We start from the raw sequence: 16,507 nt of genomic DNA, 5'->3' as shown, positions 1-16,507 counted from the left end.
GGCAGGCGCCGGCCGAGGCGGAGGCGTGGCGTGACGACTGCTATCACCCAGGGCCGGGCCCAGGCCGCCAGGCCGCCCAACCCCTCACTGGGCCGCTCCATGGTCCGCGTCATGACCACGACCGACCACAAGGTGATCGGCAAGCTCTACCTGGTGACGTCGTTCTGCTGGTTCCTGATCGGCGGCGTGATGGCGATGGTCATGCGCTCCGAGCTGGCCTACCCCGGCCAGCAGGTCGTGAACGAGGAGCTCTACAACCAGTTGTTCACGATGCACGGCACGATCATGCTGCTGCTGTTCGCGACGCCGCTGTTCTTCGGTTTCGGCAACGCGATCATGCCGCTCCAGATCGGCGCTCCGGACGTGGCGTTCCCGCGGCTGAACATGCTGTCCTACTGGCTGTTCCTGTTCGGCGGCCTCATCGCGGCCTCCGGGTTCCTGACTCCGCAGGGCGCTGCCGACTTCGGCTGGTTCGCCTACGCCCCGCTGAACGACGCTATCCGGTCGCCGGGCGTCGGCGGAGACCTCTGGATCATGGGCCTGTGGCTGGCCGGCCTGGGCACCATCCTGGCTGCCGTCAACTTCATCACCACGATCATCTGCATGCGCGCGCCCGGCATGACCATGTTCCGGATGCCCATCTTCGTGTGGAACACCTTCGTCACCTCACTGCTGGTGCTCATCGCGTTCCCGGTGCTCGCCGGCGCGCTCCTCATGCTGGAGGCAGACCGACAGCTCGGGGCGCACGTGTTCGACGCTGCCAACGGCGGCGCGATCTTGTGGCAGCACCTGTTCTGGTTCTTCGGCCACCCGGAGGTCTACATCATCGCCCTGCCGTTCTTCGGCATCATCTCGGAGATCCTGCCTGTGTTCAGCCGCAAACCGGTCTTCGGCTACATCGGCCTGGTCGGTGCCACGGTCGCGATCGCGGTCTTGTCGGTGTCGGTGTGGGCCCACCACATGTTTGTCACCGGTGCGGTCGACCTCGCGTTCTTCTCGGGCATGAGCTTCCTGATCGCGGTGCCGACCGGGATCAAGTTCTTCAACTGGATCGGCACGATGTGGGGCGGGTCGATCACCTTCGACACGCCCATGCTCTGGTCGATGGGCTTCCTGACCACATTCCTGTTCGGCGGCCTGACCGGAGTCATCCTCGCGTCGCCACCGTTGGACTTCCACGTCACGGACTCCTACTTCGTGGTCGCGCACTTCCACTACGTGGTGTTCGGGACGGTGGTGTTCGCGATGTTCGCGGGCTTCTACTTCTGGTGGCCGAAGATGACCGGCCGGATGCTCGACGAACGGCTCGGCAAGTTCCACTTCTGGCTGCTGTTCGTCGGCTTCCACACCACCTTCTTGGTGCAGCACTGGCTGGGTGTCGAGGGCATGCCGCGTCGCATTGCCGACTACCTGCCCGACGACGGCTTCACCGTCCTCAACCAGGTCTCGACCGTTGGCGCGTTCATCCTGGGTGCCTCGACGCTGCCGTTCCTCTACAACGTCTGGGTCAGCCGGCGCGGTCCGTTGGTCGAGCGTGACGACCCCTGGGGCTGGGGCCGCTCGCTGGAGTGGGCGACCAGCAGCCCGCCGCCGCGGCACAACTTCGTGATGATCCCGCGGGTCAGGTCCGACTCACCCGCGTTCGACATGCGGCACCCGACGGTGTCGGCAGTCGAGCTCGCACACAACGAGGCCGCTCGTGAAGGCCGTCTCACGGACGCCCCCGAGATGCAGGGCCGCGAGGAGCTCCGCCGCGAACGCGGCGCCATCGTCGACGAGGAAGGGACAACCGATGAAGGGTGACGGCGTGGAACGCGCAGCGGCGCGGGTGACCTCCTCGGTCCTCTTCGTCTCGCGGCTGGACCGTTCCACCGAGTTCTACCGCGATGTCTTCTGCTGCACTGTCTCCATTCGCGAGCCTGGCGCTGCCCTGCTATTGGCCCCCGGCGGCTTCCAGATCTACCTGATCGCACGGGGGCTCATCGCCGAGCACCCCTCAGGCGGGATCGGGCTGCAGTACCTCATCTGGGCCGTGGACAGTGACGCCGGGCTGCGAGACATTGCGCAAGCACTTCAGGACCGTGTCGGACGGACTGACGGCTACACCAGCGGCGGCGTGTCCTTCCTGGCAGCGCACGACCCCGATGGCATCCGGATCCTCGTGGCGCACCCAAGCCCGGAACGGCTGCCCCGCTCAGTCGTGGGCGCGCATCTGTACGTATGAGAGTGCCCCAGCGGACGCCCCAGCCTGATCCACCGGTTCTTGCCTGGCACCGGCAAACACCGACGACGGAGGTGACCGACCACCCGCCTGGAAGGACCCTCCCTCCACGGACAGAGTGGAGAGCGCAAGCCGACGACGCCACCGACGCCACCGACACCACCGTCGCCCTGTCCCACAGCCGATGAAGTGATCCCATGACAGCATCATCGACCGCTACCGCGCGGTCTCACGAGCCCCTTCCGCGCTCACGCAGTCGCGGAGGGTCGGGCGCGGGTTCCTCCGACCAGTCGCCGGTTACCCTCAAGGTCCCCGCCGGCACGCCTGGCCGGAGGAACCCGCGCGCAGCGAGTCGGCTTGCGGACGTCGATGTCGCCGAGTTCCTTGCAGTCGCCCGCTCGACACTGACGGCGCTGCGAACCTTCCGTATTCATCAGTTGCACCAGCTGGACGCACTCTCGCCGGACCCCGTGACCGATCCCCGGCGGGCGGAGACTCACCGTGCACGGCGGGCGGCGGCAAGTTCGGCGCTTAGCGACATCGAAGCAGCTCTCCGCAGAATCCAGCACGGCAGCTACGCACGCTGCCCCCGGTGCGGCGACGCGAGTTCCGCGCACCCTGCCCCGCGGCCGCCTCGATGACACTCCTGTGTGGGCGATGCCAGCACGCCACAGCTGAGCGCACCGGCGCCGAACCCGGCCAACCTCGACGGGGTCTCCACCAGGGCGAGACCGTGCCACGCCCCGAACCTCCTCACGGCTCCGGCGAGAGCTGGCCATTCCAACCCCGTGCCGGACACGACACGAGCGGGTCCTTGAGAGGAGAACAACACCGTGAGCACCGAACTGAAGCGTGAGCCTGGAGACGGAGGCTTCATGGATTTCCAGCCACCCGACACCGATCCGACCGAGACACAGGAATGGCTTGACTCCGTGGACGCGGTCGTCGATCACGCTGGCCGCGCCCGCGCCCGCGAGCTCATGACGAGCGTCCTGCACCGGGCCCAGCAACGCCACATAGTGCCCCCTGGATACGGCGACACCGACTACGTCAACACGATCCCCGCCACCGCCGAGCCGGCGTTCCCCGGCGATGAGGACATCGAACGCAGGATCCGGTCCTACGTCCGCTGGAACGCGGCGATGATGGTCCACCGCGCGCAAAGGCCCGGCCTCGGCGTCGGCGGACATATCTCGACCTACGCCTCCACCGCCACGCTGTACGAGGTGGGGTTCAACCACTTCTTCCGTGGCCACGACGCCGACGGCGGAGCAGACCAGATCTACTTCCAGGGCCACGCCGCACCGGGCATCTACGCGCGGGCCTTCCTCGAGGGACGCCTGACCGCACACCATCTGGACGGCTTCCGTCAAGAGATCTCGCACGCCGGCCAGGGCGGCGGCCTCCCGTCGTACCCCCACCCCCGGCTGATGCCCGACTTCTGGGAGTTCACCACCGTCTCGATGGGCCTCGGCCCGATCAGCGCCATCTACCAGGCTCGGTTCAACCGATACCTGCACAACCGCGGAATCAAGGACACCAGCCGTCAACACGTCTGGGCCTTCATCGGCGACGGCGAGATGGACGAACCCGAGGCACTGGGGGCACTCGGCGTCGCAGCCCGGGAAGGGCTTGACAACCTCACGTTCGTCGTCAACTGCAACCTGCAGCGCCTCGACGGACCGGTGCGCGGCAACGGCAGGATCATCCCGGAGCTCGAGGCCTACTTCCGTGGCGCTGGCTGGAACGTCATCAAGGTCGTCTGGGGACGCGAGTGGGACCCGCTACTCGGCGCCGACCGCGACCGTGCTCTCGTCGATCTGCTCAACTCGACCCCAGACGGTGACTTCCAGACCTACAAGTCGGAGTCGGGAGCGTTCGTGCGCGAGCACTTCTTCGCCCGCGACCCTCGCACCCTCGCGATGGTCGAGGGCATGACCGACGCCGAGGTCTGGGGTCTCAAGCGCGGCGGGCACGACAGCCGGAAGGTGTACGCGGCCTACGACGCGGCTCTGCGGCACCGGGGTCAGCCGACCGTCGTGCTGGCCCAGACCATCAAGGGGTGGACGCTCGGCTCGCACTTCGAGAGTCGCAACTCCACCCACCAGATGAAGAAGCTCACCCTCGAAGACCTGCGTGCCTTCCGCGACCGCCTGAAGATGCCGCTCCGTGACAGCCACCTCGACGCGGACCTTCCTCCGTACGTCCCCTTGCCCTCCGGATCCCGCGAACTGGAGTACCTGCACGAGCGCCGCCGCCTCCTCGGCGGAAACCTGCCCCGCAGGAGCGTGCCACCCGCGCGCGCGAGGCTGCTGAAGCTGCCCGACGAAGCGGCGTACGACGTCATGGCGCGCGGTGCCGGGCGGCAGCCCGTCGCCACCACGATGGCGTTCGTCCGTCTCCTCAAGAGCCTGATGAAGGACCCCGAGATCGGGCACCGGTTCGTCCCGATAATCCCCGACGAGGCCCGCACCTTCGGCATGGATGCCTTCTTCCCGACCAAGAAGATCTACTCACCGCACGGCCAGCACTACCTCTCGGTGGACCGAGATCTGATGCTCAGCTACCAGGAGGACACCCGCGGGGTGCTGCTCCACGAAGGGATCACCGAGGCTGGCTGCGCTGCCTCCTGGACCGCGGCTGGAACCTCGTACGCGACCCACGGGGAGCCGATGATCCCGATCTACATCTTCTACTCCATGTTCGGGTTCCAACGCACCGGGGACCAGCTATGGGCGGCCGCGGACCAGTTGACCCGAGGGTTTCTGCTCGGCGCCACCGCGGGCCGGACCACGCTCAACGGCGAGGGGCTCCAGCACCAGGACGGCCACTCACTGCTCCTGGCCTCGACAAACCCCGCCTGCGTCGCATACGACCCGGCGTTCGGCTTCGAGCTCGGCCACATCGTGCGAGACGCCCTGCGCCGGATGTACGGCGAACCGGGTCCTGCAGAGGATCCCAATGTCTTCTACTACCTCACCCTCTACAACGAACCGGTCGCCCAGCCCGCCGAGCCGGACAACGCCGACGTCGAAGGAACCTCGCCGGAATGCACCTGTACTCGCCGGCGGCAACGGACCGGGGACCTGGCGCCCAGGTCCTCGCCTCCGGGATCTCGGTGCCGTGGGCGCTCGAGGCACAGAAGTTGCTGCGCTACTGGGGGGTAAACGTCGACGTCTGGTCGGTCACCTCCTGGACACGGCTGCGTCGCGAGGCTCTCGCCACCGACGAGTGGAACCACCAGCATCCCGATGAACCGCAACGGACCCCCTACGTCACCGCCCGACTTGCGGGACAGCGCGGGCCGGTGGTCGCGGTCTCGGACTGGATGCGGGCAGTCCCCGACCAGATCGCGCCGTTCGTCCCAGGTGACTGGTCCTCGCTGGGCACCGATGGCTTCGGTCTCTCCGATACCCGTGCCGCGCTGCGCCGCCACTTCGGCGTCGACGCACCCTCCATCGCGCTGCGAGTAGTCGAGCGCCTGGCGCGCCAGCGGCTCATTGACCCAGTGATGGCCCGGGCAGTTGCGAGGAACTACAGCCGTGAGTTCGGAATCCCTTCGTGACGGACAGGTGCAGGCATGAGTCCTTCGTTGGCGCTCGCGACCGCGGTGACGTTCGTCTGGCTTGGCATGGTCACCGCGATCTCGTTCGTGGAAGCTCCGCTGAAGTTCCGGGCACCAGGTGTGACGCTACCGATCGGGCTTGGCATCGGACGACTGGTGTTCCGCGCACTCAACATTGCCGAGCTGACCCTGGCTGTCGTCTTGGCGTCCGCAGTGCTTTCGGCGATGCCGGCCGCGCGCAGCATCATCACCGCCACGGTGCCCGTGGTGATCCTGGTGGTCCAGATCGTGCTCGTCCGTCCGCGCCTGGCGAGGCGATCCGACCGGGTCCTCGCCGGCAACGATGCGCCGCGCTCCGACGCGCACTACTGGTACGTCGGCCTTGAAGTCGTCAAGGTGGTCGCCCTTCTCATCACGGGGGTCTTCCTGCTGACGATCTGACCCACACCCTCACCACTGCCTGGCCGATGGGCGTTGACCGACCGGCAGCGTCGGTTACCCGACGTCGTTGCAGGGGCCGTCTGCGGATGCGGCTCGGTGGAGCAAGGAGCGCAGCCGTTGGGTGAGCCAGTCGTGCAGCGCGGCGGCCGCCGCATCCGACAATCCGTGCCCGCCACGGTCGCGCCATGGGGAGGCATGGGCGGCGGACTCGCCGAGCAGGTAGTCCCAGGTGCGGGCGAGCAGCTCGGCGGGGATGACCTGGTCGGCGTCGCCCTGGGCGACAAAGACGGGCAGATGCACGAGACGTCCGGCCTCGACCGGTACGCCGGCATCGAACGGCAGGGTGCCGTAGAGGATGGCTGCGCCGGCGTACCGGCCGGGGTCGTCGAGGACGAGGCCGCCGGCGAAGGCGGCCCCTCCGCTGAACCCGACGAGTATCACGGTGCGCCCGGTGGGTGTGACGTCGTCGAGCCAGGTGCGGAACCAGGCCATGGTCTCGGCGAGGGACTCGGCGACCGGGCGGCCGATGCCGCGGTTGGCGAACCAGGCGAAGCCGCCGCCCTCGGTGATCGGCGCCCGGACGGCGGCGTACGCGGCGCCTTCGGGGAGGTGTGGCGCGAGCGAGAGGATGTCGTGCTCGTTCGACCCACGGCCGTGCAGCAGCACGACGAGTGGTGCGTCGGGGTCGGTCTCGCCGTACGTCGCCACGAACGGTGGTGCGAACGTGGTCACGGGTGGAAGACCGGGACGAGCTCGGCGGCGGTGCGGACCCCTGCCCACCGAGTGACCTCGCCGGCCAGGTCGAGGCGTTCGACGGGTGCGGCGTTCTCGTACGCGCCCCACTGCGCCTTGGGGAGCATCCACATGACCTCGAACTCGTTGCCGTCCGGGTCGTGGGCGTAGACGCTCTTGGTCGCGCCGTGGCTGGACTCACCGGTGAGGGCGCCGAGGTCGGCCAGGGTGAGCTTGGCCTCCTCGAGCTCCTCGATGGTGTCGACCTGCCACGCCAGGTGGTAGAGGCCGAGCGAGCCGCGTGGGCGTGGCTGCTGAGCGCTTACCCCGAAGAGCCCGAGGTCGTGGTGGTTGCCCGAGCGGGGGAGTCGCAGGAACGCGGCGTTGGCGCGGGGCTCACGCGCCACGACCGTCATGTCGAAGGCGTGCTGGTAGAAGGCCAGGCTGCGCTCGAGGTCGGAGACGAAGAGCACCGCGTGGTTGAGGCGGACGGCATTGACGGTCATGGGAGATCCTCTCAGGTGTGCGGGGTCGGACCAGGGGGTCAGGCGGCGATGCCGAAGCCGCCGGTCCAGGAGACCTTCTCGTTGACTGCGAGGGTGAGCTGGAGGAAGCCGACCGCCTCGAGCTCGCGGGCCCGCTTGAGCGAGCCGGCGTCGATGACGTCGAGGCCACCGGAGGTGAACACGCCGGCCACGGTCGACTTGGCGTCGGCGTCGTCGCCGGCGATCAGCACGGTGGTGGTCAGGGGACCGACGGTGCCGGCGGTCAGGGTCGCGGCGAAGGTGGTGTTGAACGCCTTGAGCACGTGCGACTCCGGGAGCGCGGCCGCGATCTGGGCAGCCGCTGAGCTGTCCGCGGGCACGACGAGGGAGTCGAAGGTCTCGAAGTCCAGCGGGTTGGTGATGTCCACGACGATCTTGCCGGCGAGGCTCGCACCGCGGTGGGCGATGACGTCGGCGATGGCGGGGTAGGGGACGGCCAGGACGACGATGTCGCCGGTGACCGCGGTGGCGAGGTCGCTCTCGCCGAGCAGCTGGACGGTGTGCCCGCCCTTGCCGGCGACGGACGCGATCGCCTGGCCCATGTTGCCGGTGCCGAGGATGGTGAGGTGTGCCATGAGGAGCTCCTTGAGATTCCGGATTGGTTGTTGCTTCAAGTAACACCCTACACCTTTTAGTTGTTCCGTCAACTAATGGGCTACGCTGGTGGCATGACCGACAGGCAGGACGTCGCGTGGCTGACGGAGGACGAACGAGCCGCATGGCTGCGGCTGGTCGCGATCGTCGAGCTGCTACCTGGCGTCCTGGACGCCGAGCTGCGGGCCGACGCAGGACTGACCCACTTCGAGTACTTCGTCCTCGCGATGCTCTCCGAGGCGCCCGAGCGGACCTTGCGGATGACGGCCCTGGCGCAGCGCACCAACGCGACCCTGCCCCGCCTCTCGCACGTCGTGAGCCGGCTCGAGACTCGTCAGATGGTCGAGCGTTTCCCGTGTCCCGAGGACCGACGCGCCACCAACGCCCGCCTGACGCCGGCCGGCTGGGACGCCGTCGTCGCGGCCGCACCCGGACACGTCGCCACGGTGCGGCACCACGTCCTCGACCCGCTCACACGTACCCAGGTCGAGCAACTGCGGCGCATCGGCGATGCGCTGCTGACCCGACTCGACCCCGACCGGCGACTGACCAGCCTCTACGACCCGCAAGCCGAGGATGCGGTTGCCTCTCGAAGACCCGCTCGTTAGCGAGACGGGGGAAGATCTCGGGGGAGTACTGGGTGCACTGGATGCACGCGGACCTTCGCAGGAGCGCTTGCCTGGCGCGGTGTGCGGGTGGCCTTGCCGCTCGATCGGGCAAGTGTCAGCGAGCCATGTAGCCGCCGTCGATGTACAGCTCGAGCCCGGTGATGAAGGCCGCATCGTCGCTGGCGAGGTAGGCGACTCCGGCCGCGATGTCCTCTGGCCGGCCGAGCCGGCCCATCGGAGTGAGAGCTGTCATGCCGTCCCAGATCGGGGTGTCGCGGGACTGCTCGAGGATCGGGGTGGCGATGAAACCGGGGTGGACGGAGTTGACCCGCACGCCATCGGAGGCCCAATGCAGGGCAACGTTCTTCGTGAGGGTCCGAACCGCTCCCTTGGCTGCGTGGTACGCGGGGGAGACACCGAACCCTCCGCTCGTGCCGAAGATCGAGCTGATGTTGATCACGGTGGCGTGCTGCGACTTCTTCAAGTGGCCTGCTGCCGCCTTCATCCCCAGGAAGACCCCGGTCTGGTCGATGGCCACGGTGCGGTCCCACTCAGCCAGAGTGGTTTCCTCGATCGGTTTGATGTCACCCATGCCCGCGTTGTTGACCAGGATGTCGAGGGCTCCGAACTCCTCGACCGCCCTGGTGCAGGCGGCCTCCCAGTCGGCCTCGCTGGTGACATCGTGCTTGAAGAACGCGGCCCTGCCTCCGCCTCCCGTTGATCTCCTTGACCGTGGCCTCTCCGGCTTCGGCCTGGATGTCATTGACGAGCACGGCCGCGCCCTCGTCGGCGAGCTGCTGAGCCGTCGCCTTGCCGATCCCACTTGCCGCTCCGGTGATCAGCGCGACGCGACCTTCGAGCCTCTTCATCCTCTTCCCCTTCGTCCCTGCGGTACCGAGTCGCCTCTCAGCGTGACTGCTGCCAGCAGGAATTGCTACGGGTGGCGGTGACGTGGCGGCTCCAGCAGTGCCGGCTCACGATGACCTGGTGCCCCTGTGTCGCCGAACCCGAGAGCTGGAGACCGCATCTCCCCGACCAGCGGCCGTCCACCCGATGTGGCCATACTTGAAAGGCCGGGGATGCGTTCGCTCCCGGGTCATAGGGGGTCCCGCTCGATCGTCGAGTAGCAGCTCCCCGACGGCACCCGGGTCCTGATCTGGCCGCTGCTTCTTCAGGACCGCGCGGCGGTGGGAGCCGCCTACGAAGGACTCTCGGAGAAGACCCGCACGCGTCGGTTCCTGGCCAGCGTGCTGCACCTGACCGAGACGATGCTTGATCATCTGGTAGACGACGTCGATGGTGTCGACCACGTCGCCCTCGCGCTGGTGGGGGTGGGCGACGACCGCGTGGGTGTCCCGACCGCAATCGCAAGATGATCCGCTACCTCGAGGACCCGACTGCGGCGGACGTCGCAGTGACTGTCGCCGACCGATGGCAGGGAAGAGGAGTCGCAACTGTCCTCATCGACGAGCTCCTGAGGCAGCGTCCACGAGGAGTCTGCCGAATCGTCACCACCGTCTCAGCCGACAACCAAGCGTCCCTGGCCCTCCTGCGACGGATGGGTTCGGCCGTGGTGATCCCTGACGGCGCCGGCCAGCTCGACGTCACCGTCGAGCTTGGATCAGCCCGGCCGCGGGAACCTACGGAGTCCTCGGCGCCACCATCCTGACGGTCGATGCCGTGGTGGAAGAGGAGCCTGGGGCGCTTGCGGCGATCCTGCGCCACGTGCCTCAACCATGAGCGCCCGGCTCACTTTCGATGCTCGTCCGGATCGTCGCTTCGCAGGTGACAGGTCGACGTTTCCTCATGAAGGGCTGACGCCGGCTCGAGCTCGCCCGGACATCCACGCCTGACGTCGTCGATGAAGTTCCTCGCGCAGGTCGGGGTCGCTCATCACGAGGTACACCAGGCCGCAGTCCGCGGGTCCACTCGCGCCCGGAACGCACAGGGAGCACGCCTCACCCGTGCGGATCGGACACTGCGGTGTGACCATCACCGTTCACTCCCTCCTACGGAGAACTCCCACTCGGTACAACCTCGCCGAGGGCAGCGTCTTCCAGGCAAACGTCCCGACCCGCGGGGCCGAAGGTCCCCGAAGAGTGATTGCGTGACTTGTTGCTCCGCCAACGAACGGCGAGGAAGAACCGGCACCTACCCACCGCGGCATCCGGACGGCGACTGCCTTGGTCAGTCGAGCAGACCCACCCCTGCGTCGCGGCTCGAGAGTCCCCGGCCTCAGGTCACCGCATGCCGCCTGCGCATGATCGCCTTGCGCAGCTCCTCGATCCAGATGACCGAGCTGGCGACTGTCGCCGCCAGAAGCCATTGCTCGACGCTCAGGGCGCTGGTGTCGAACAGCTGCTGCAGCGTCGGTAGGTGCACGACAGCCCCTTGCAGCAGCACCACGGCGCCGATGGCCGCCCACAACCAACGGTTGGTCAACGTGCGGAGCGAGAACACCGAGGTCTCGGCGCTCCGCACATTGAGCAGGTTGAAGACCTGGAACAGGACGTAGGTCGTGAATCCGAGTGTTGCGACGTCCATCGCGTTCGCGCCTGGAGCGAGGACCAGGATGCCCAGCGTCCCACCCGCCATCACGGCCGCAGCGAGCAGGATGCGCAGCAAGCGCTCGGCGGTCAGGATCGGTTCGTGAACCGGACGCGGCCTCCTGCGCATGACGTCCGGGGCTGGGTCGTCGAGGCCGAGAGCCATGGCGGGCGGGCCGTCCATGATGATGTTCACCCACAGGATCTGCAGTGCGGTGAACGGCGTCCCCCCAGCGATATCGAACAGGCTGGCGACCAGGAAGACGAGCACGAAACCCCAGGCCGTGGCTACCTGGAACCGGATGAACTTGATGATGTTGTCGTAGATGCCTCGGCCCTCTCGGACCGCTGCGACGATGGTGGCGAAGTTGTCGTCGGTGAGGATCATCCTGGCCGCGCCCTTGGAGACGTCGGTGCCGGCGATCCCCATGGCGATGCCGATGTCGGCCTGCTTGAGCGCGGGCGCGTCGTTGACGCCGTCCCCGGTCATCGCGACGACGGAGCCGTCTGCGCGCAGGGCGTCGACCATCCGGATCTTGTGCTCGGGGCTCACCCGGGCGAGTACGCCGAGGTGCCGGGCCCGGCTGGCCAGCTCCGCGTCGTCGATCTCATCGACCTCCGTACCGAGGATCGCGTCACCGCCGATCCCGAGCTGCCGGGCAATGGCGGAGGCGGTGGCGACGTGGTCGCCTGTGATCATGTGCACGGTGATTCCGGCCGCCTGGGCTTCGGCGACGGCGCCCATCGCCTCAGGTCGTGGCGGGTCCACGATCCCGACGAATGCGAGCAAGGTCAGTCCGGTGACCTGCGCGTCCATCTCCTCGGGCTCCAAGTGGGCGACAGCCTTCACATCGAGCTCGGCGTCGGTGAATCCCCGGGCCCCCACGGCCATGACGCGCATGCCCTCCGATGCGAGATCAGCGTTGATCTCACGCAACCGCTCCAGAACCGGGAGGTCGAGCTCCACCGGACCGTCCGCGGTCAGGACACTGTCGCTGCGGGCAGCCAGGACGTCGGGAGCGCCCTTGACGAAGAGCACGGTGGCATCGTCGCTCCGGTACGGCGGAGCCGCGAGCTCCTCCTGCGGGCTGGGCTCGCTGTCCGCGAGCCGGTGAAGGGTAGCCATGTACTTGCGCGACGAGTCGAACGGAATCTCGGCAACTCGTGGCCACCTGCGTCGAGCGTCGATGACGTCGAGACCGCCTTTCTCGGCGAGCACGACCAGGGCGCCCTCGGTGGGGTCGCCCACCAGGTCGCCATCTCGCGCCTCGGCGTCACTGGCCAGGGCCATGGCGAGCAGAGCCGCGGTGGGCACCGGTGCGGTGTCGTCATCGATCTCCAGGGTGCCGTCGGTCCGGTAGCCCTCGCCGGTCGCGGTGAACTGGTGACCGACCGCGAAGAGCCTTCGTGCGGTCATCTGGTTGAGCGTCAGCGTGCCGGTCTTGTCCGTGGCGATGTGAGAAGTGGACCCCAGCGTCTCGACCGATGACAGGTCCTTGAGGATGGCTCCATGGCTGGCCAGCCGGCCGGCACCCATCGCGAGGGTGAACGCGACAACCGCCGTCAGTCCCTCGGGGATCGTGGCGACCGCGAGCGACACGCCAGTGAGCAGGAGCTCGGAGAACGGTAGGCCGCGGATCAGGCCGAGCGTGACGACGATCACGACCACCACGCCGGCCACGGCACTCAGCATCCGCGCGAGCTGACCGATGCGGCGCTGCAGCGGAGTCTCCTCGTCGCCCGCCGTCTGCAGCATCCCGGCCACGCGGCCGATCTCGGTGTGCATCCCCGTGCCTGTCACGATGAACGCCCCGCTCCCGCGGGTCACCTCGGTGCCCATGAACACCATGTCCACCCGATCGCCGAGAGCGGCGCCTGCTGCTGGACGCAAGACAGCGGCATCCTTCGCCACCGCAGCCGCCTCTCCCGTGAGGGAGGCCTCTTCCACCTCGAGGCCGGTCTCCCTGAGCACCCGCCCGTCCGCGGGGACCATGTCTCCGGCCTCGAGCAACACCAAGTCCCCGGGTACCAGCTCTGCCGCATCCACCTGCTGCAGGCGACCGTCTCGGCGGACCCGCGCGCGAGCGACCGTCATCCGCCGCAGGGCGTCGACCGAGCTCTCCGCCCGCCGCTCCTGCACCAGGTTGAGCGTGGCGTTGAACACGACCACCGCCACGATCGCGATCGGGGTCGCCAGTTCGCCCGAGGCGACGGCGGACACCAGCGCCGCCACCAGCAGCACGACGGTCATCGGTTCGAGGAGCAGCGTGACCAGGCGTCGCCACCGAGGGCGTCGTGCCTCCTCGGGCAGGACATTCGGGCCGTTCTCGGCGCACCGCCGACGAGCCTCCTCGGTGGACAGCCCCTTTCCGGGGTTCACGCCCAGGTGGTCGGCAACGTCCTCGGCGGACATCAGGTGCCACGATGACCGTTCGCCGTTGCGGCTCTGCCGCGGTGAAGTCGTCATGCCGTCGTCCGACCGTCCCTTGCTCGCCGAGCTGGGCCCCCGGCTGGCTTCACCATGCTGACACGCTCGCAGGTACCGCATCACAGCCCACGGCTGGGGGTGAGGACACAGGCGGGCGCTGCTCGGTACGCCGCCCCCGGCCCACATCCAGCACACTGGGGAGATGAGCACGCTTGTATCACCAGGAAGCATCGTCGTCGCTGTCGACGGGTCCCAGCATGCCAAGCGGGCTGTCGCCTGGGCTGCCCAGCAAGCGGCCCTCGAGCATCGGCGACTCGTGGTGCTGAGTGTGTCCCCGTCCGGTAAGGCGTGGGATTCCCTCCCGTCCGGTGCGGGGAGTGGTGCGCCGAGCACTGCCGAGGAGTCGCCATTGGCAGCGGCTCACTCCATCGCCGACGAAGCCGCCGCGCTCGTCCGGGAGGTCGAGCCCCACGTAGAAGTCGAAGCGATGGTCGCGCCCGGTGACCCACGACAGGTCCTCGTCGATCTCTCGTCCGACGCGCACCTGGTGGTGATGGGTTCGCGCGGGCGGGGACCCCTGCGGACCATGCTTCTCGGATCGGTGAGCTCGGCCGTCGTCAAGCACGCTGAGTGCCCAGTCGTCGTGTGCCGTTCGCGCACCGGCAGACCCCATGGTGCAGGCGTGGTGGTCGGAGCCGACGGTACCGCTGATTCCCTTCCGGTGATCGAGTTCGCGTTCCGGCAGGCGTCCCTGCGCGGGCTGCCGCTCACGGTCCTGCATGCCTATTGGGACGCGGTGGCAGCAGTGGCAGGACTCCGGCGCGTTCCCGAGAACCTGCTGGAGGGCCCAGATGTCGAGGACTTGCGCATCGTGTTGTCTCAGTCGGTTGCGGGCTTCCGCGAGCGATTCCCCGACGTGGACGTCTCACTACGCCTGGCTCACGGACTAGTCGACGAGGTACTCGTCCGCGACCGTTCGTGGGACCTCGTGGTCGTCGGTCGCCATCCTGTCGACACCGTCAGCAGGGTGCTCATCGGCTCGATCGCCGACGCGGTGCTCGAGCGTGCCCACACGGCAGTCGCCATGGTTCCTCAGGCATCTCCGTCCTGAGTCAGCGTCCCCGTCACCGGCTTCGCACCGATCGCCCTGGCCGCGAACCGAGCCTGAAAGCATTTGAACGTGACTCGGTCATCAGCAGCAGGAGGGCAGCGCTGGCGACGGACTGCGCCCACGACAGGACCGCGATGGCCCATCCGAGCAGGCCGACGCCGATCAGGGCGACGACGAGACCGCCCCAGACCGAGCGGGGCCGCACCAGGTGGCTTCGGTGTCGACGGGTCACGTTGTCTGTCATGGTCTCTCCTCAGGTCGGTTGCTGGTAGTTCGTCGCGGCCGCCCATCGGGCCAGGTCCCGCGGACGCGGAGGCGTTCCGACGACGTGGACCCTGGGCCTGACGTGAGTCGTTGCCCGCAGGTCGGCGACGGCGAACAGGAGTGCTGCGGCGGCGCTGGTGGTCGCCAGGCGCCTGTGCTCCGGGACGACGTGGGCGACGGCGAGCATGGAGGCCGCATGGACCAGGTCGACGGTCGCGTCGGCGGCGGGCACCCAGTGCCACCGCAGGACGGCACCGGCGAGACCCTGCACGACGTACCGGGCGCCGAGGGCCTGGATGACCCGACGCGTCACGGAGTCGGTGATCAGTCCGCTCCCTTGGCCCCACGTGCGCGTCGCGAGGGCATCCTGAGGTAGGTCCGGCCGGACCAGCAGGGCCAGACCCAGGCCCAGGCGGGCCGCGTCGACCGTGCGCATCAGCGCTGCCTGACCGCTCGGAGGCCACCCGCAACGGCAGCGGTCGCGGCCGCGGTGGCCAGCACGCGGCGGTGCCGCGAGGCCCAGGCTTGGGGGGAGTGTCGAGAGGCCCGGGTGTCGAACAGGCCGTGGGCGCCGTAGTCGTGGTCCTCGTCTGCTGGTTCGAAGAGGTTCGAGGGCTGGTCGGACGGCTTCGGGTCGTCGGTCTGCTGGGAGGCGAACCCGGTCCGGCCCAGGTAGCGATCCAGGAGGCCGCCGGCCAGCCGGTTGCCGATGATCGTGCCGACGGTGGCCGCGCCGACCCAGTAGGCCCGACGCTCGGGGTGAGCGGCGGCATACAGGACGCTACGAGCGGCGACCTCGGGCTGGTAGATCGGTGGAACGGGTTGCGCCTGGTGGGGCAGCTTGGAGAGCACCCAGCTGAACTGCGGCGTGTTGACGGCCGGCATCGCCACGGAAGTGAGTTGCACGTCGCTGTGGTCGTGGCGCAGCTCGGTCAACAGGGACTCGTGAAATCCCCACATGGCGTGCTTGGCGCCGCAGTAGGCCGACTGGAGCGGGATCCCACGGTGGGCCAGGGCGGACCCGACCTGGACGATCACGCCGCGGTCACGTGGAAGCATCCGCCTGAGCGCGCTGCGGGTGCCGTTGACGAACCCGAGGTAGGTCACGTCGGTCACGCGGCGGAACTCCTCGGGTTCGATGTCGACGAAGCGGGCGAACACCGAGGTGAACGCGTCGTTGACCCACACGTCGATGGGGCCGAGCTCGGCCTCGACCTGGTCGGCAGCGCGGTCGAGCGCCTCGTGGTCAGCCGTGTCGACGCTGATCGCCAGGGCGGCCCCGCCGAGGTCGCGGACCTCCCGGGCGGCCGCCTCCAAGCCGGCGCTGCCACGGGCGAGGAGCGCGACGTGGTCACCCTGCTGTGCGAACAACCGGGCGCTGGCCCTTCCGATGCCACCGGACGCTCCGGTGATGACGACGACGCGGGGGCTCTTCTTGACGCTCATCAGGTG

The 16,507-nt window shown here is 68.4% G+C and carries 16 protein-coding genes and 3 pseudogenes; 9 read left to right on the top strand and 10 right to left on the bottom strand.

The features are described 5' to 3' along the window. Positions 1–111: 111 nt before the first annotated feature. The 4 genes and pseudogenes from ctaD to ISU10_RS00625 all read left to right on the top strand — a co-directional run bounded on the left by ctaD (position 112) and on the right by ISU10_RS00625 (position 6,227). Positions 112–1,803: an aa3-type cytochrome oxidase subunit I gene (ctaD, locus tag ISU10_RS00640; RefSeq protein WP_194694422.1), complete on the top strand. Its 1,692-nt coding sequence runs from the start codon at positions 112–114 to the stop codon at positions 1,801–1,803. Then, complete coding sequence (locus tag ISU10_RS00635; RefSeq protein ID WP_194694421.1) at positions 1,793–2,224, top strand: VOC family protein; 432 nt, start codon at positions 1,793–1,795, stop codon at positions 2,222–2,224. Before ctaD ends, ISU10_RS00635 begins: the two co-directional genes overlap by 11 nt. An 872-nt stretch (positions 2,225–3,096) precedes the next feature. Continuing rightward, positions 3,097–5,786, top strand: a pseudogene (gene aceE, locus ISU10_RS00630) (pyruvate dehydrogenase (acetyl-transferring), homodimeric type). Between the two features lie 27 nt (positions 5,787–5,813). Beyond that, a complete protein-coding gene (locus tag ISU10_RS00625) occupies positions 5,814–6,227 on the top strand; it encodes a hypothetical protein (RefSeq protein WP_228499005.1) in 414 nt (137 codons plus the stop codon). A gap of 54 nt (positions 6,228–6,281) precedes the next feature. Here the strand turns inward: ISU10_RS00625 and ISU10_RS00620 are convergent, their stop codons facing one another. Genes ISU10_RS00620 through ISU10_RS00610 form a run of 3 tightly spaced genes read right to left on the bottom strand, consistent with a single transcriptional unit; the run spans position 6,282 to position 8,079 of the window. Next, a complete protein-coding gene (locus tag ISU10_RS00620; protein ID WP_194694419.1) occupies positions 6,282–6,959 on the bottom strand; it encodes an alpha/beta hydrolase in 678 nt (225 codons plus the stop codon). Further along, complete coding sequence (locus tag ISU10_RS00615) at positions 6,956–7,465, bottom strand: VOC family protein (RefSeq protein ID WP_194694418.1); 510 nt, start codon at positions 7,463–7,465, stop codon at positions 6,956–6,958. The genes ISU10_RS00620 and ISU10_RS00615 overlap by 4 nt, the downstream gene beginning before the upstream one ends. Before the next feature lie 38 nt (positions 7,466–7,503). After that, positions 7,504–8,079, bottom strand: coding sequence for an NADPH-dependent F420 reductase (locus ISU10_RS00610; RefSeq protein WP_194694417.1), 576 nt, complete (start codon positions 8,077–8,079; stop codon positions 7,504–7,506). Between the two features lie 93 nt (positions 8,080–8,172). Between ISU10_RS00610 and ISU10_RS00605 the strand changes: the two genes are divergently transcribed. Beyond that, positions 8,173–8,706 (top strand): MarR family winged helix-turn-helix transcriptional regulator, encoded by a 534-nt coding sequence (locus ISU10_RS00605; RefSeq protein WP_194694416.1) that lies wholly within the window; start codon positions 8,173–8,175, stop codon positions 8,704–8,706. A 115-nt stretch (positions 8,707–8,821) separates the two neighbouring features. Here ISU10_RS00605 and ISU10_RS00600 read toward each other — a convergent pair whose 3' ends face one another. Next, positions 8,822–9,469, bottom strand: coding sequence for an SDR family NAD(P)-dependent oxidoreductase (locus ISU10_RS00600; RefSeq protein WP_267239093.1), 648 nt, complete (start codon positions 9,467–9,469; stop codon positions 8,822–8,824). A 7-nt stretch (positions 9,470–9,476) separates the two neighbouring features. Beyond that, positions 9,477–9,575, bottom strand: a pseudogene (locus ISU10_RS23970) (SDR family NAD(P)-dependent oxidoreductase); the annotation flags it as partial. A 318-nt stretch (positions 9,576–9,893) separates the two neighbouring features. Between ISU10_RS23970 and ISU10_RS00595 the strand changes: the two are divergent. Continuing rightward, positions 9,894–10,082, top strand: a complete 189-nt coding sequence (locus ISU10_RS00595) for a hypothetical protein (protein WP_194694415.1) — start codon at positions 9,894–9,896, stop codon at positions 10,080–10,082. Continuing rightward, on the top strand, positions 10,079–10,375 hold the full coding sequence (locus ISU10_RS23965; protein WP_194694414.1) for a GNAT family N-acetyltransferase: 297 nt from the start codon (positions 10,079–10,081) through the stop codon (positions 10,373–10,375). Before ISU10_RS00595 ends, ISU10_RS23965 begins: the two co-directional genes overlap by 4 nt. Before the next feature lie 135 nt (positions 10,376–10,510). On the opposite strand, the gene ISU10_RS23725 is transcribed toward ISU10_RS23965, so the two are convergent. Next, entirely contained in the window at positions 10,511–10,699 is a 189-nt protein-coding gene (locus ISU10_RS23725; protein WP_306442062.1) for a DUF6767 domain-containing protein, read from the bottom strand. A gap of 242 nt (positions 10,700–10,941) precedes the next feature. Then, positions 10,942–13,719, bottom strand: a complete 2,778-nt coding sequence (locus tag ISU10_RS00585; protein WP_194694413.1) for a cation-translocating P-type ATPase — start codon at positions 13,717–13,719, stop codon at positions 10,942–10,944. A 163-nt stretch (positions 13,720–13,882) separates the two neighbouring features. Between ISU10_RS00585 and ISU10_RS23960 the strand changes: the two are divergent. Then, positions 13,883–14,272 (top strand): annotated as a pseudogene (locus tag ISU10_RS23960) (universal stress protein); the annotation flags it as partial. 90 nt (positions 14,273–14,362) lie between these two features. After that, positions 14,363–14,791: a universal stress protein gene (locus tag ISU10_RS23955; protein ID WP_370864563.1), complete on the top strand. Its 429-nt coding sequence runs from the start codon at positions 14,363–14,365 to the stop codon at positions 14,789–14,791. 13 nt (positions 14,792–14,804) lie between these two features. Here the strand turns inward: ISU10_RS23955 and ISU10_RS00575 are convergent, their stop codons facing one another. Genes ISU10_RS00575 through ISU10_RS00565 form a run of 3 tightly spaced genes read right to left on the bottom strand, consistent with a single transcriptional unit; the run spans position 14,805 to position 16,501 of the window. Then, positions 14,805–15,035 carry a hypothetical protein gene (locus tag ISU10_RS00575; RefSeq protein WP_194694411.1) on the bottom strand — a complete coding sequence of 77 codons (231 nt, stop codon included), beginning with the start codon at positions 15,033–15,035 and terminating at the stop codon, positions 14,805–14,807. Positions 15,036–15,044: 9 nt separating this feature from the next. Beyond that, complete coding sequence (locus ISU10_RS00570; RefSeq protein WP_194694410.1) at positions 15,045–15,491, bottom strand: hypothetical protein; 447 nt, start codon at positions 15,489–15,491, stop codon at positions 15,045–15,047. Next, a complete protein-coding gene (locus ISU10_RS00565) occupies positions 15,491–16,501 on the bottom strand; it encodes an SDR family oxidoreductase (protein WP_194694409.1) in 1,011 nt (336 codons plus the stop codon). Before ISU10_RS00565 ends, ISU10_RS00570 begins: the two co-directional genes overlap by 1 nt. Positions 16,502–16,507 lie beyond the last annotated feature (6 nt).

The sequence above is a fragment of the Nocardioides agariphilus genome (assembly GCF_015352445.1).
Classification (GTDB): Bacteria; Actinomycetota; Actinomycetes; order Propionibacteriales; family Nocardioidaceae; genus Nocardioides; species Nocardioides agariphilus.
Note: the sequence above shows the minus strand (reverse complement) of the source record. Positions and strands in the feature narration are given on the sequence as shown.

Coding starts and splice junctions, on each gene's coding strand:
- ISU10_RS00565 (WP_194694409.1), bottom strand. CDS start 16,501: ATGAGCGTCAAGAAGAGCCCCCGCGTCGTCGTCATCACCGGAGCGTCC.
- ISU10_RS00570 (WP_194694410.1), bottom strand. CDS start 15,491: ATGCGCACGGTCGACGCGGCCCGCCTGGGCCTGGGTCTGGCCCTGCTG.
- ctaD (WP_194694422.1), top strand. CDS start 112: ATGACCACGACCGACCACAAGGTGATCGGCAAGCTCTACCTGGTGACG.
- ISU10_RS23965 (WP_194694414.1), top strand. CDS start 10,079: ATGATCCGCTACCTCGAGGACCCGACTGCGGCGGACGTCGCAGTGACT.
- ISU10_RS00585 (WP_194694413.1), bottom strand. CDS start 13,719: ATGACGACTTCACCGCGGCAGAGCCGCAACGGCGAACGGTCATCGTGG.
- ISU10_RS00605 (WP_194694416.1), top strand. CDS start 8,173: ATGACCGACAGGCAGGACGTCGCGTGGCTGACGGAGGACGAACGAGCC.
- ISU10_RS00575 (WP_194694411.1), bottom strand. CDS start 15,035: ATGACAGACAACGTGACCCGTCGACACCGAAGCCACCTGGTGCGGCCC.
- ISU10_RS00615 (WP_194694418.1), bottom strand. CDS start 7,465: ATGACCGTCAATGCCGTCCGCCTCAACCACGCGGTGCTCTTCGTCTCC.
- ISU10_RS23725 (WP_306442062.1), bottom strand. CDS start 10,699: ATGGTCACACCGCAGTGTCCGATCCGCACGGGTGAGGCGTGCTCCCTG.
- ISU10_RS00610 (WP_194694417.1), bottom strand. CDS start 8,079: ATGGCACACCTCACCATCCTCGGCACCGGCAACATGGGCCAGGCGATC.
- ISU10_RS00600 (WP_267239093.1), bottom strand. CDS start 9,469: ATGACATCCAGGCCGAAGCCGGAGAGGCCACGGTCAAGGAGATCAACG.
- ISU10_RS00635 (WP_194694421.1), top strand. CDS start 1,793: ATGAAGGGTGACGGCGTGGAACGCGCAGCGGCGCGGGTGACCTCCTCG.